We start from the raw sequence: 13,788 nt of genomic DNA, 5'->3' as shown, positions 1-13,788 counted from the left end.
AATGGCAACGGCACCAATTACTAAGAAACTTAAAAAAGCAAAAGGGCCGGCGAGTGGCGCAGCTGCAGCAGGACAAGTTCAATCATTAAGTCGTGGATTAACACTGTTGGAATATATTTCCGAATCAACAGGGGGAATCGCCCTCACTGACCTTGCGATGCAAGCTGGCTTACCCAACTCAACAACACATCGCCTATTAATGACGTTGGAACAGCATGGATTTGTTCGGCAAACTGGCGATTTAGGCCTATGGGTTATTGCTTCCCATGCTTTTATCATTGGTAGTAGCTTCTTAGAGAGTCGTAATTTGTTAGCCCTCGTTCACCCGATACTGCGCCGCTTAATGGATGAATCTGGGGAAACCGTCAATTTAGCTATCCTAGACCATACAGAGTACGATGCCGTCATTGTTGACCAAGTACAATGCAATGCGCTAATGAGAATGTCAGCACCAATCGGTGGAAAACTGCCATTACACGCTTCGGGTGCAGGCAAAGCGTTCATTGCTAATTTAACAGAAGACAAACTGGTTCCACTTTTAAGCCGTAAAGGTTTACATGCTTATACGCCTTATACACTAACTAACCCATCCGCCTTAAAAGAGAATTTACAACAGGCTAAAAAGCAAGGTTTTTCTTATGATGATGAAGAGCATGCTTTAGGGTTACGTTGTATTGGAGCTTGTATTTATGATGAGCACAAAGAAGCGTTTGCAGCTATTTCTATTTCAGGCCCATTATCACGTATCACTGATGACCGTATTACTGAATTAGGCGCTATGGTTATCAAGGCCGCAAAAGAAATAAGCCATGAATATGGTGCAAACCGCTAACTCAATAGTAAAGAGTGAAATACAAAGCAACCTGTATTTCACTTTAGCTTAACCTCACAAAGTTTTTTACTGCCCTCTAATCACCTTGTTGGTTTGTTGATACATTAGGCAACTGCGAGGTCTTTTCAAATAACTTAAATTTTTGCATATCACGGTACTTTTCAATAAGTGCCAACGCGATAGCCTCTGTTTCAGCATCCGCTTGTCCTTCAATATCTCTCGGCCGGAAATGCAGTTGGAAAGCACGTAATGTTTCTTTCGTCTGTGAATCTAACTGACCCGATAGAGGAATTGTTGAATAGCCGTAAAAATGAAGGGCTTTTTGAATGCGTAACACGTTTGCAGGCTCATTGGCATTACGTCCCGCCAGAAATTTAGTCACGGTTTTAGGATCTGGCCAAGCCCCTATACCATGTTGAGCAAGACGCTGCCATGGAAATGCCTTACCTGGATCTTGCTTGCGCAGTGGTGCGATATCACTGTGACCAATAATATTTTCTGGAGGAATGTTATAACGCTGCATAATATCTTGGAGGAGAGGGATCAACGCAACAATTTGTGCTTCATTATAAGGAGCCCAATATCGTTTTCCTTTTACATCTTTTTGTAATCCAGCATTGACGATTTCAATCCCAATAGAAGTATCATTCAAACCATTATGGTGTAACCAATAACTTTCACCTGCATGCCATGATTTTAACGACTCAGGAACGAGTTGTAATACAACAGGCCGGCCATTTTTAGTTTCAGGTACACTTGGAATGAGATAGTGAGAACTCACTTGACCTTGTGTTAGTGTGGCTATAGAACGCACATCATCAGAAACGGTGTAGTGAATAATGACATATTGAATACGTTGACTACTATTTTTTGATGGATAACGGTTATCGAGATAGTACCCCTTGTTCGAGGCCGAACAGCCTAATAGTAAAAAGGCAAATAATATCCCTATATATTTGAACATCTAACCATAACCTTACTCTATTGTTGATTAAACTTTATTTAAGCATTCTGCGGTCAGCAATACTATCAACTTTCATACATCAACGACAAAAAGATGCTTATTATGTATAAGAATATAGATAAAATGGTGAAATAACTGTTCGAATACATAGTGTTAAAACCTTTTTAGCTTCTATTAGAAACAAAAAAGGTTTCATTATTCAGTAGAAAGTGCCTCTTGCATTAAAAAGTAGGGGATATCACAAAAACAGAAGTAAGTACTAGGAAAATTATCATTATGAGTACCAACAATTCATCAACCATTAAAATAAAGATACATTGAATTTATTATTTTTATTTCTAGAAGCTGATTTTAAATTATTTTCAATTTTAAGTACTGATCATAAAAAATGATTTTCCATCGACTATGCAAAACTAATCGTTTAGTTCTCTGTAACGTAAACGTATAAGTTATAAACTATTTTCTAATACTGGAGTTTTCTAAAAAGAATAAGGTAATTCATAAAATTTTATAAAGAAAAATAAAAAATAATCTTACTTAGGTTACTGCTAGCTCATTTTTTCATACTCAACCTGCTTAGCAATTATTTTAGTAACTTCATTAATATCAATATCTAAAAAAATGACAATTTCAATTAGTTTATCTAAGCTCAATTTATTAACACCTAATTCATACCGTGATACCTGCTGTTGACTCAAATGAATAATTGAGCCTAACTCATTTCCTGACAATCCCTTACTCACTCTAGCCTTACGTAAATGATTACCTAATAATGCATAAACATTTTTCTTTTTAGCTATATGCATAACCATCTCCTAAATTTAAGTAAGAAAAATAATTTAGCTAGTATTATTCATTATAAAATTAATCATAACTATTTAAAATAGTTATAAGCAATCGAAAAGCACAGGATTGATAGGCAAACATCATTTTTATATACAAAAGAAAAAGAACCAAGTAATATTTATAAAGTAATCTATTGCTTTATAAAAGTTTTTCCATTTTTTTAATAAAATTATATTCCTATATGTTTATTTTTATCAAATCGATAATTTAATATATTTTTACATTTTAAATGTTACTAGTAATAATTAGTAACTAATAAAAATAATTATATGTTTTTTATTATTAAATTATTTCCACTTTATATGTTAAATTTATACATACATAAAAACTGGATTTACTCATTTTTTATATCAAAAAAATAGATTTATAATTTATTTTATTATTAATCTATTCACAAAAATCAGACTAATAATCTGATTTAGGTCTAAAAATAACAATCCCGACCTTCCCTTTTAAATAATTATTCAGTTCAATATCAATGACCTGAAAATTTCTACGCAATGAGGACGCATTTCTAAATATTGTTTTCTTCCCTTTACGTATTACAACCCCAACATGGCTCACATCTAACCCATTATTTCCTGAATAAATACCAATGTAATCCCCCGTTTTTAATCTTAATAATAAATCATCATCCACATACTTAGCTGGAATATAGTTAATTGACCTATTCTTGATAGGCAATCCCGATATATATATCTGATCATGATATTTTAAATTAAGTTGTTTATTTACCTTAACAGCATGTGAACTTATTTCACTGGTAATATCTACCACAATAGCTTCAGGTTCTTGCGCCCAATCAGAAAAAAAATGCCGACGATGTTTAAAGGTGATATTTTGATTGATATATCTAATATTGGTTAAATTTAACACAAACTGTTCATAGTTTTTCGAACGCTTAAAAGCCTCGATGTACTCTATGAATGTCATACAGTCCATCTCTTTCAAATTAATCACTAATTCTTCGGCTAAGAGTGGGCTCATATTCAATGTTTGTTTATTGTAAGGTGTGGCTAAAAAGTGTTGAGTCAATACATCAATTTTTTCTGCCTGTGAGGCATTGTGTAATTGCATTTCAGTTTGCTTATTAAAAACTTCAGTTAAAATGTTATATGACCCGGAAGCTAAAACAACCTCAGCCTTAACAAAATTTGCCAACAACAATATAAATGCAGCTATAGCTAGCCTTAACATTCTGCCATTCTTCTCATTAATACAGCCTAATCTTCGACAATTATCTAATTGAATTTTGATGATAAAATAACCAAAAAAGCCACTATAGCATGCTTATTTGCCTATTTCCTACCCTATCCATACCATATTACAAATTTGATTCAGATCACAGATAGCTTCGAATATTCATTTTCTATATTGCAACGCCTTCGCTTTCATTGAACAATGTTACCGGTAACATTGATGCTATAGTACTAGAGTAAATAACGATAGGCACAACCCAAATTGACTTGCAGTTTGATTCATCTTTTTACTGCACTATGGAGCAATTATCATGAGCGTGACCACCTCTAAAGAGACAAATCCTTCGGTGATCAATAAAGAACTTGATCGCATCACTCAACGTATCATCTCTCGTTCAGTGAAGACTCGAGCTGCTTATCTCAAAAAAATAGAGCAGGCTCGTAGTATGACCGTCCATCGAGCATCACTCGCTTGTGGTAACCTTGCCCATGGCTTTGCAGCATGCCAAAGTGAAGAAAAACAAATTCTTAAAAGCATGACTCGCTCTGATATTGCTATCATCAACTCCTACAATGATATGCTTTCAGCGCATCGCCCCTATGACAAGTACCCAGAACAACTCAAAAAAGCATTATTAGAAGCAGGCTCAATTGGCCAAGTCGCTGCAGGTGTTCCCGCAATGTGCGATGGTGTAACACAAGGTCAAGATGGGATGGAGCTATCGATGCTAAGTCGAGATGTCATTGCAATGTCAACTGCCATTGGCTTATCCCATAATATGTTTGATGGTGCGCTCTATTTAGGTATTTGCGACAAAATTGTTCCAGGTTTAATGCTTGGCGCACTTTCATTTGGCCACCTTCCTGCGATATTTGTCCCAGCAGGCCCAATGGCAACAGGCTTACCAAATAAAGAAAAGGTTCGCATTCGCCAGCTGTATGCTGAAGGCAAAGTTGATAGACTCGCCTTATTAGAAGCGGAAGCTGCGTCTTATCATGGTATCGGCACTTGTACTTTTTATGGTACTGCCAACTCAAATCAAATGATGATGGAAGTGATGGGATTACATCTCCCCGGCGCATCATTTGTACCACCTGATTCTCCACTACGAGATGCATTAACAGAAGCTGCCGCACGACAAATTACGCGTTTAACTGAACAATCAGGTCAGTACTTACCTATCGGTCAACTGGTTAACGAAAAAGTGATTGTCAACGGTATCGTCGCATTACTTGCAACGGGCGGCTCAACTAACTTAACTATGCATCTTGTGGCGATAGCTAGAGCAGCGGGGATCATTATCAATTGGGATGATTTCTCCGATATTTCTGCCATTGTTCCACTTATTTGCCGTATCTATCCTAATGGCCAAGCGGATATAAACCAATTCCAAGCCGCAGGTGGCGTCGCTTTGCTTATCCACCAGCTATTGCAAAAAGGTTTATTGCATAATGATGTCCATACCGTCTCAGGATTTGGGCTGGCACGTTATACTATGGAACCATGGCTAAATAATGGTCAACTAGGATGGCGAGAAGGCCCTAAAACCTCATTCAATCCTGAAGTTATTGCTGAAATAGACCGTCCTTTCTCACCTCATGGCGGTACAAAATTACTCTCAGGGAATTTAGGACGCGCTGTGATGAAAACATCAGCAGTTCCTGAAGAAAATCAAATCATTGAAGCTCCAGCAGTCGTATTTAACAACCAAAATGAGATCGCAGCGCACTTTGAAGCTGGCGAACTCAATAAAGATTGTATCATCGTTGTCCGCTTCCAAGGACCATCTGCAAATGGTATGCCTGAGCTTCATAAGCTAATGCCACTTCTTGGTGTCCTTATGGATAAAGGCTACAAGGTCGCGCTAGTCACTGATGGTCGCTTATCCGGTGCATCCGGCAAAGTACCATCCGCAATTCATGTCACACCTGAAGCTTATAATGGCGGACTATTAGCAAAAGTAAAAAATGGCGATATCATTAGGGTAAATGCATTGACTGGGGAATTACAATTACTGGTTGATGAAGAAGAACTCAATAAGCGCCAACCCTTTGAAGCTGATTTAACTGCAGAACGTAGTGGTTGTGGAAGGGAACTTTTCGGTGCGTTAAGAAGACACTTATCAGGTGCCGAAGAAGGCGCTTGTAGCATTGATTTTTAATCTATTTTCATTGAATAGGAATAGAAAATGAATAATTGGAAAATAACCGCTGAAAGCGTATTAAAACAAGGCCCTGTCGTCCCTGTTATTGTTATAAAAAAATTAGAACAAGCGGTTCCTCTTGCAAAAGCACTAGTCAAAGGTGGCATTAAAGTTTTAGAAGTCACTTTACGTACTGAATGTGCTATTGATGCTATTCGCCTCATTGCCAAAGAAGTACCTGAGGCGATTATTGGCGCGGGTACTGTTATCAATGCAAAACAACTCGCTGAAGTCACTGAAGCGGGAGCACAATTTGCAATTAGCCCTGGCTTAACGGATGAATTACTCAATGCCGCTACCAAAGGAAATATTCCTTTAATCCCTGGTATTTCAACTGTTTCTGAGCTTATGCTTGGTATGCAATATGGCTTAAAAGAGTTTAAATTTTTCCCAGCGGAAGCCAACGGTGGCGTTAAGGCGCTAAAAGCTATTGCCGGCCCTTTCTCACAAATCAAATTTTGCCCAACGGGTGGAATATCACTCGCTAATTACCTTAGTTATTTAGAGCTAGATAGTGTTCTGTGCATTGGCGGCTCTTGGTTAGTTCCTGAAGAGGCTTTGAATTCAGGTAATTACGAAAAAATCACCCAACTTGCACAAGAGGCTGTACAAGGCGCAAAAAAATAACGACACGAAAAACGACTCAGTCCCTTGCTGGGTCGTTTTTAACTGCCTTTAATGAATACTATTATAATTATGCAACCTCATTGAGATTATGACAAAAACGTAATTCTTCACGGTAAGCATAAACATCTTCTACATGCCCCGCTAAAATCCTATTTTGTAACTTTTGCCAATAATCTGCTGAAAATAAATCTGCGTGATATTGTTGCAAGTAATGACGAATTTTCTCATTTTGGCAAATAAAAGAAGCAAACTCTTCAGGGAAAACATCTTGCTCCCCTATGCTATACCATGGCTCACCAGATAACTCTTGCTCAGGGTATAATGGCTCAGGAATTTTACGAAAATTCACTTCAGTCATATAACAGATTTCATCATAATCATAGAAAACAACACGGCCATGACGCGTTACTCCAAAGTTTTTAAATAACATATCTCCAGGAAAAATATTTGCAGCCGCTAATTGCTTAATCGCCCAGCCATATTCATTTAATGCATTATGCAATTGTGTATCAGAGGCATTATCCATATAAATATTCAATGGGATCATCTTTCTTTCCATATACAGATGACGAATCAATATGTTATCACCTAAATCTTCAATTTGAGATGGAGCCTCTTTCAATAACTCCGCCATTAATTCATCACTGATGGAGGATTTGCTAATCACAAAATTTTCAAATTCTTGGGTATCCGCCATACGGCCAACTCTATCGTGCTCTTTAACCAAACGATAGCATTCTAAGACCCGTTCTCGTGTTACCTGTTTTTGTGGTGCAAATCGGTCCTTAATAATTTTAAAAACCCGATCGAAAGAAGGCGATGTAAAAACCAGCATCACCATTCCTTTCACACCTGGTGCAACCGTAAATTGCTCTCGTGAAAAATTAATATAGGCGAGATACTCTCTGTAGTACTCTGTTTTTCCATGCTTTTGACAACCAATTGCCATATATAATTCAGCAATTGACTTACTGGGTAAGATCTCCCTCAACCAAAAAACCAGTGCTGCAGGAAAAGGAGCATACACCATAAAATAGGAACGAGCGAAACCAAACACAATACTGGCTTCATCAAACTCGGTTAAACACGTATCAATATAAATGTGCTGACAATCATCATGATGAATAGGAAGTAAGAATGGATAGACCTCATCATTAATATAAATTTTACCAATCAGCCAAGCTGCCTTATTACGATAAAATAGCTCATTTGCGATATGAAAGCTGACTTTCTGGCTTTCAATATCGGAAAATTTTGTTTTTAATACATTGATAATACAATGAATATCTAAATTTAAATTCCGCCATTTTAACCTTAGCGGTAACCCACTTAATATAGTAAACAATAACTCATCTAAATTATTATTAACAAAGTATTCGCGAGCTAGAGGCCTAGGAGCAATAGAAAAGCGTCTCGCAGGCTGAGACGTAAAAATAAATAAATTATCTTGTGTCAGCTCCCGATGCTGAAATAACCGACAGTAAACAGAATTAAAAAAGCTTTCCGCTATTTCAAACCTTGGGTAATCCGGTAATAAGGTTTTATAAATATTTTTTATCTGTGCCAGTTTATCTGGTGTTAAAGATTGAACTAACCCCATAAACTGTAGCTGAGCGACAACTAAGCCAACATGGTGGTCATACAGTTGAATTCGTCTTTTCATCGCATGCTGAATTGCATGCCAATCTGCTTGTTCAAACCGTTCTTGTGCACCTGAGGTTATTTCAAGAAAACGACCATATTGAGCATCAAACCCTTGTAAAATGGTCTGCGCTATTATCTGTTCTGTCGTCAATATCATAACCACTCCTATTAGAATACAGACTCATTTTGAATAAAAAACAGGCACTAAACGTGCCTGAAAAATTAACAGATATAGCTAACCAACAAAGACACCAGAAACACCGATCAAAAGGAAAATAATCTAACTAGAATTGCTCTTCTTCAGTCGACCCAGTTAAAGCCGTCACTGATGAAGCACCACCTTGAATAACGGTTGTTACTTTATCAAAATAACCTGTTCCCACCTCTTGTTGATGCGAAGAGAAGGTGTAGCCCTTATTCATTGCGGCAAATTCACATTCTTGAACTTTTTCAACATAATGCTTCATGCCTTCACCTTGTGCATAGGAGTGGGCTAAATCAAACATGTTGAACCACATACTGTGAATACCTGCTAGCGTAATAAATTGGAAGCGATAGCCCATTGCTGAAAGTTCATCTTGGAAACGCGCGATCGTGCTGTCATCTAAATTCTTTTTCCAATTAAATGATGGAGAGCAGTTATAAGCTAATAATTTACCAGGAAATTTAGCATGAATAGCCTCAGCGAACTGCCTTGCTGCTTCAAGGTCAGGTTTTGACGTTTCACACCAAACAAGATCTGCATATGGTGCATAAGCTAGCCCGCGGCTAATCGCTTGCTCAATTCCTGCTTTGGTACGGAAAAAACCTTCAGAGGTGCGTTCTCCAGTAACAAAAGCCGCATCATAAGCATCGCAGTCTGATGTTAGAAGATCGGCTGCATCGGCATCAGTCCTAGCAATCAAAATAGTTGGTACACCTGAAACATCCGCCGCTAAACGAGCAGCAACCAGTTTCTGAATCGCTTCTTGAGTAGGTACAAGGACTTTCCCGCCCATATGACCACACTTCTTAACCGCGGCTAATTGGTCTTCGAAATGGACAGCCGCAGCCCCTGCCTCTATCATATTTTTCATAAGCTCGAAGGCATTTAATACGCCACCAAACCCAGCTTCCGCATCCGCGATAATAGGTAAAAAATAATCAATATACTCTTTGTTGTCAGGGCCAATACCATTCGCCCACTGAATTTGGTCTGCACGACGGAAAGTATTATTAATTTTCTTAACGACCGATGGTACTGAATCAACAGGGTAAAGTGATTGGTCTGGATACATACTTGATGAAGTATTTGCATCCGCGGCTACCTGCCAACCTGACAAATAAATAGCTTCAATACCTGCTTTCGCTTGTTGTAATGCTTGCCCACCGGTTAAAGCTCCCAGTGCATTTACATAACCTTTCTTTGAACCACCATGTAATTGCTCCCAAAAGCGTTCTGCACCTTTGCGTGCTAAAGAGTGTTCGATATTCACAGAACCACGTAATTTCACTACTTCTTCCGCAGTATATGGGCGAGTAATACCTTTCCAACGTGGTTTTTTCCATTCACTTTCTAATTGGGCAATTTGTTCTAAGCGCGATGTAGTCATGATCCACTTCCTTTATAAGAATATGTAGGGTTTATCGAATTTTCTATTTACTATGCTTAATCTAATAATTGGTATCCGGGGATAGTTAGGAATTCTATCAGCTCATCCTGCGTTGTAATGCGCCTCATTAATTCCGCAGCCTCACGAAAGCGGCCGCTTTGAAAGCGCTTATCACCAAGTTCTTTTTGGATAACCTGTAACTCTTCATCCAGCATTTCTTCAAATAATGCCTTAGTGACTTTTTCACCGGTAGACAATGTTTTACCGTGGCGGATCCATTGCCAAATTGAAGTACGTGAAATTTCTGCTGTCGCAGCATCTTCCATCAAACCATAGATAGGTACACAGCCATTCCCTGAAATCCATGATTCAATATATTGCACTGCAACACGAATGTTAGCCCGCATCCCCGCCTCGGTTCGTTCGCCCTCACAAGGCTCTAATAGCTGGTCAGCCGTAATTTCTTCATCGAAATCACGAGATACATGTAGCTGGTTTTGGTGCCGACCAAGTGCTTGATCAAACACATTCATAACGGTATCCGCTAAACCCGGATGTGCAACCCAAGAGCCATCGTGCCCATTTTTCGCTTCTAATTCTTTGTCCGCTTTTACTTTCGCTAAAATAGTTTCATTTTCTTGAGGATCTTTGCTCGGTATAAAAGCAGACATTCCTCCCATCGCAAATGCGCCACGGCGATGGCACGTTTTAATTAATAAGCGCGAATAAGCACTTAAAAATGATTGTGTCATTGTGACAACTTGGCGGTCAGGCAATACTCGGTCTGTATGCTCTTTCAGTGTTTTGATATAACTGAATATGTAGTCCCAGCGCCCACAATTCAGCCCCACGATGTGGTGACGCATGTGATACAAGATTTCATCCATTTGGAACACTGCGGGTAATGTTTCAATCAGCACGGTGGCTTTAATCGTTCCCCGAGGTATACCCACTAGATCCTCTGCCATACTAAAGACATCGCTCCACCATTTAGCTTCTTGCCAAGACTCAAGTTTTGGGATGTAAAAATAAGGGCCACTTCCTTTTTCTAATAACGCTTGGTAGTTATTAAAAAAGTAAATAGCGAAATCAAATAGCCCACCAGGAATCGGTTTATCTCCTGATAAAACGTGTTTTTCATCTAAATGAAGACCACGAACACGCGCAATCAAAACAGCAGGGTTTGATTTTAATTGGTAGACTTTTCCATTTTCATTGGTATAAGAAATGTCACCGCGAACTGCATCCCTTAAATTGACTTGTCCATCGATCAATTTTTCCCATGAAGGTGAGAGGGAATCTTCAAAATCTGCCATAAATACTTTTACATTGGCATTCAAAGCATTAATAACCATTTTACGTTCAACCGGCCCCGTAATTTCGACACGGCGATCTTGTAAATCCTCAGGAATACCTTGTATTTTCCAATCTGATTTTTTTATGGAATCAAATTCCGAAATAAAATCAGGTAAAGAACCTGCATCTATCTTTTGCTGTCTAAGTACTCTATCTTTTAATAGTTTTTCTCTATGAGGAAGAAACTTTTCAACCAATCTAGAAAGAAATTCAATAGAATCAATACGTAACACTTGATCATCAAGCTGTTTAATATTCTTTGTGAATGTTAATTCCGATATAGATAATTGCTGCTCCATCGACCAACCCCTCATTCATCGTTGACTATGAATTAAGCATAAGATCAAAATAGTAATAAATCAAAAACGATTTCCATTTTATTTAAATAGAACTTTAGTGTATTGATAAATATGAATTTTTAATAAACTTATAAATTGATTACCCATTCCTTTAACTAGATTAAAATGTTAAATAGTCATTAAATCAACTAATTATAGAAAACTGTATTTTTAAAATTTTTCTTTGGAAACAAAAAAAAGCAGCTAAAAATAGCTGCTTTCAGACTAACTGTGGCTCAACTTTTTACTATATAAGCTTGATTTAAACTGGTATAACCAGTTAAAAAGCTTATTTTATTGTAATTCTTAAATTTATATTTCTTTTTTTAATCTAACGTTGGTTCCATATTCGTAAGATCAAAAGGTGTGATCTGGTACACATAATAATTCAGCCAATTTGAGAACAACAAGTGCCCATGACTACGCCAACTTACAATCGGAGGGTTGCTGGGATCATCATTTTTGAAATAATTGCATGGGATCTGAGGAGAAATACCAGCATCTAGATCACGCCAATATTCTTGTGCAAGAGTATCTCCATCATATTCAGGATGGCCTGTCACAAATGCTAAGCGTTTGTCTTTTGACCCAAACAAATAAGCACCAGCCTCCTGTGAGCTCGCTAAAATTTCCAAGTCAGTATGCTGTCGGATAAGATCTTCAGGAAAATCAGCGTATCGAGAGTGAGGCGCATAAAATGAGCCATCAAACCCTCTAGTTAATAAAGCGTACGGCTCTAACGTATCATGCTGATAAATACCTGATAATTTTTCTTCTCTTGTCCATTTTGGTAAGTCATACAATACCTTTAAAGCCGCTTGTACAGCCCAACACACAAAAAGGGTTGATGTCACATGTTGCTTCGCCCAAGCTATCACCTTTTCTATTTGCTGCCAGTATAATACGTCATTAAACTCAACTAGGCCTAACGGAGCTCCCGTTACAATTAACCCATCAAAATTTTGATCCTGTATCTCTTCAAAATCACAATAAAAAGTATCCAAGTGCTTTGTTGGAGTATTTTTTGATTCTCGTTGATCAATTCGTAATAGTTGAATATCAACCTGTAATGGTGTGTTTGACAATAAACGGAGAAACTGATTTTCAGTTTCTATTTTTTTTGGCATCAAATTGAGTATTAATACTTTCAAGGGACGGATCTCCTGATGACTTGCTCTTGTTGTTGTCATAACAAAAACATTTTCTTCTCTCAAGAAATTAACTGCCGGTAATTCATCTGGTAAACGAATAGGCATCATTCATCCCCTTTTATCTGTTTATACGTTTAGACTTCTAGAATGCTAAATAATCTAACCAATGTTTTTCATCTTGTCGAGCGTTTCAAGGTTAAATGAAATAATTTCAAGCACTGTAACTTATAGCTTATTTCTAATGATTATATACAACCATTAATCTTTTTATTTTCAATATATTGTATTAGTGACTACTATTTTTATTTACCATAAGCTATTTAAATTTTTCGATAAATTATATCTAAGATACCGTTATTTGATTAGCCTATCAGGTTAGCTTCTATACCACCGACCAAGTTATGGTGATGATTTAATTTCCATTACAAATATGAAATCGGAGTTGTTACTCACTACTTTTGCTCAAGCAATCCAATTCATCGTGGCAATAGGAAAACATCAAAATCATCATATCCATTTGATTTTATTTAAAAATTCCAGCCACATCAACAATATGTGAGCTGTTACTCACTACTTTGTATCTCTAATTAGCATTCACCCTCTAAATACATTGAAGATACAATTTAATTTTTCCCAACTACAACTACACTTCTTATTTCTCCATCGCTTTATATCTAGGTTCTTTATCACCCCATACTCCTTTTCTAACCAAATAGAGGTGAGCTGTTACTTACTACTTTGGCTCAAGCAATTCCATTCATCGCGGGGATAGGTAAATAACTAACCCACGATATCCATGGGTTTTACTAAAGCTTCGCTCCACACCAAACAATTTGTGAGCTGTTACTCACTACTTTATCTCGTGAGCTTCCATTGACGGTGGTTATATTCATGATTAATGGCCCTGCAAATAGGGATGAAACTGAAGCAAGTTAAGAAAGTCGAAAAGAAATCTCATCGGTTCATGAAGTAAGAAAGGGAATTGAGCCTAAAAGAATTAGGAGATTGAGAAGTTGGCCACCCACCAAATAACTT

The 13,788-nt window shown here is 37.5% G+C and carries 10 protein-coding genes; 3 read left to right on the top strand and 7 right to left on the bottom strand.

Going from position 1 to position 13,788, the window contains the following annotated elements; genetic code table 11:
• Position 1 precedes the first annotated feature (1 nt).
• A complete protein-coding gene (gene iclR / locus PSE72_RS19285) occupies positions 2 to 832 on the top strand; it encodes a glyoxylate bypass operon transcriptional repressor IclR (RefSeq protein ID WP_004915246.1) in 831 nt (276 codons plus the stop codon).
• A gap of 76 nt (positions 833 to 908) precedes the next feature.
• Here the strand turns inward: iclR and PSE72_RS19280 are convergent, their stop codons facing one another.
• The 3 genes from PSE72_RS19280 to PSE72_RS19270 form a co-directional block, all read right to left on the bottom strand.
• Positions 909 to 1,796, bottom strand: coding sequence for an N-acetylmuramoyl-L-alanine amidase (locus PSE72_RS19280; protein ID WP_115166465.1), 888 nt, complete (start codon positions 1,794 to 1,796; stop codon positions 909 to 911).
• A gap of 548 nt (positions 1,797 to 2,344) precedes the next feature.
• Entirely contained in the window at positions 2,345 to 2,602 is a 258-nt protein-coding gene (locus tag PSE72_RS19275; RefSeq protein ID WP_238563030.1) for a helix-turn-helix domain-containing protein, read from the bottom strand.
• Positions 2,603 to 3,047: 445 nt separating this feature from the next.
• On the bottom strand, positions 3,048 to 3,839 hold the full coding sequence (locus PSE72_RS19270) for an N-acetylmuramoyl-L-alanine amidase-like domain-containing protein (protein ID WP_115166464.1): 792 nt from the start codon (positions 3,837 to 3,839) through the stop codon (positions 3,048 to 3,050).
• Between the two features lie 313 nt (positions 3,840 to 4,152).
• Between PSE72_RS19270 and edd the strand changes: the two genes are divergently transcribed.
• The gene (gene edd / locus PSE72_RS19265) at positions 4,153 to 6,003 is read left to right on the top strand and encodes a phosphogluconate dehydratase (protein ID WP_232801065.1); all 1,851 of its coding nucleotides are present in this window, start codon (positions 4,153 to 4,155) and stop codon (positions 6,001 to 6,003) included.
• Positions 6,004 to 6,030: 27 nt separating this feature from the next.
• Positions 6,031 to 6,672, top strand: a complete 642-nt coding sequence (locus PSE72_RS19260) for a bifunctional 4-hydroxy-2-oxoglutarate aldolase/2-dehydro-3-deoxy-phosphogluconate aldolase (protein WP_115166463.1) — start codon at positions 6,031 to 6,033, stop codon at positions 6,670 to 6,672.
• Positions 6,673 to 6,739: 67 nt separating this feature from the next.
• Here PSE72_RS19260 and aceK read toward each other — a convergent pair whose 3' ends face one another.
• From aceK to metA, 4 genes are all read right to left on the bottom strand, one after another.
• Positions 6,740 to 8,473, bottom strand: coding sequence for a bifunctional isocitrate dehydrogenase kinase/phosphatase (gene aceK / locus PSE72_RS19255; RefSeq protein WP_198641963.1), 1,734 nt, complete (start codon positions 8,471 to 8,473; stop codon positions 6,740 to 6,742).
• A gap of 127 nt (positions 8,474 to 8,600) precedes the next feature.
• On the bottom strand, positions 8,601 to 9,908 hold the full coding sequence (gene aceA / locus PSE72_RS19250; RefSeq protein WP_115166462.1) for an isocitrate lyase: 1,308 nt from the start codon (positions 9,906 to 9,908) through the stop codon (positions 8,601 to 8,603).
• 56 nt (positions 9,909 to 9,964) lie between these two features.
• Positions 9,965 to 11,563: a malate synthase A gene (gene aceB, locus PSE72_RS19245; RefSeq protein WP_115166461.1), complete on the bottom strand. Its 1,599-nt coding sequence runs from the start codon at positions 11,561 to 11,563 to the stop codon at positions 9,965 to 9,967.
• 365 nt (positions 11,564 to 11,928) lie between these two features.
• On the bottom strand, positions 11,929 to 12,858 hold the full coding sequence (gene metA / locus PSE72_RS19240) for a homoserine O-acetyltransferase MetA (protein WP_115166460.1): 930 nt from the start codon (positions 12,856 to 12,858) through the stop codon (positions 11,929 to 11,931).
• Between the last annotated feature and the right edge of the window lie 930 nt (positions 12,859 to 13,788).

It is taken from the genome of Providencia sp. PROV116, assembly GCF_028482485.1.
Lineage (GTDB): Bacteria > Pseudomonadota > Gammaproteobacteria > Enterobacterales > Enterobacteriaceae > Providencia > Providencia rettgeri.
The sequence above is the reverse complement of the archived record's forward strand: the minus strand, read 5'-3'. Positions and strand labels throughout refer to the sequence as shown.

Excerpts from the sequence above, each read along its gene's own strand:
- iclR (WP_004915246.1), top strand. The coding sequence starts at position 2 with ATGGCAACGGCACCAATTACTAAGAAACTTAAAAAAGCAAAAGGGCCG.
- PSE72_RS19280 (WP_115166465.1), bottom strand. The coding sequence starts at position 1,796 with ATGTTCAAATATATAGGGATATTATTTGCCTTTTTACTATTAGGCTGT.
- PSE72_RS19275 (WP_238563030.1), bottom strand. The coding sequence starts at position 2,602 with ATGCATATAGCTAAAAAGAAAAATGTTTATGCATTATTAGGTAATCAT.
- PSE72_RS19270 (WP_115166464.1), bottom strand. The coding sequence starts at position 3,839 with ATGTTAAGGCTAGCTATAGCTGCATTTATATTGTTGTTGGCAAATTTT.
- edd (WP_232801065.1), top strand. The coding sequence starts at position 4,153 with ATGAGCGTGACCACCTCTAAAGAGACAAATCCTTCGGTGATCAATAAA.
- PSE72_RS19260 (WP_115166463.1), top strand. The coding sequence starts at position 6,031 with ATGAATAATTGGAAAATAACCGCTGAAAGCGTATTAAAACAAGGCCCT.
- aceK (WP_198641963.1), bottom strand. The coding sequence starts at position 8,473 with ATGATATTGACGACAGAACAGATAATAGCGCAGACCATTTTACAAGGG.
- aceA (WP_115166462.1), bottom strand. The coding sequence starts at position 9,908 with ATGACTACATCGCGCTTAGAACAAATTGCCCAATTAGAAAGTGAATGG.
- aceB (WP_115166461.1), bottom strand. The coding sequence starts at position 11,563 with ATGGAGCAGCAATTATCTATATCGGAATTAACATTCACAAAGAATATT.
- metA (WP_115166460.1), bottom strand. The coding sequence starts at position 12,858 with ATGCCTATTCGTTTACCAGATGAATTACCGGCAGTTAATTTCTTGAGA.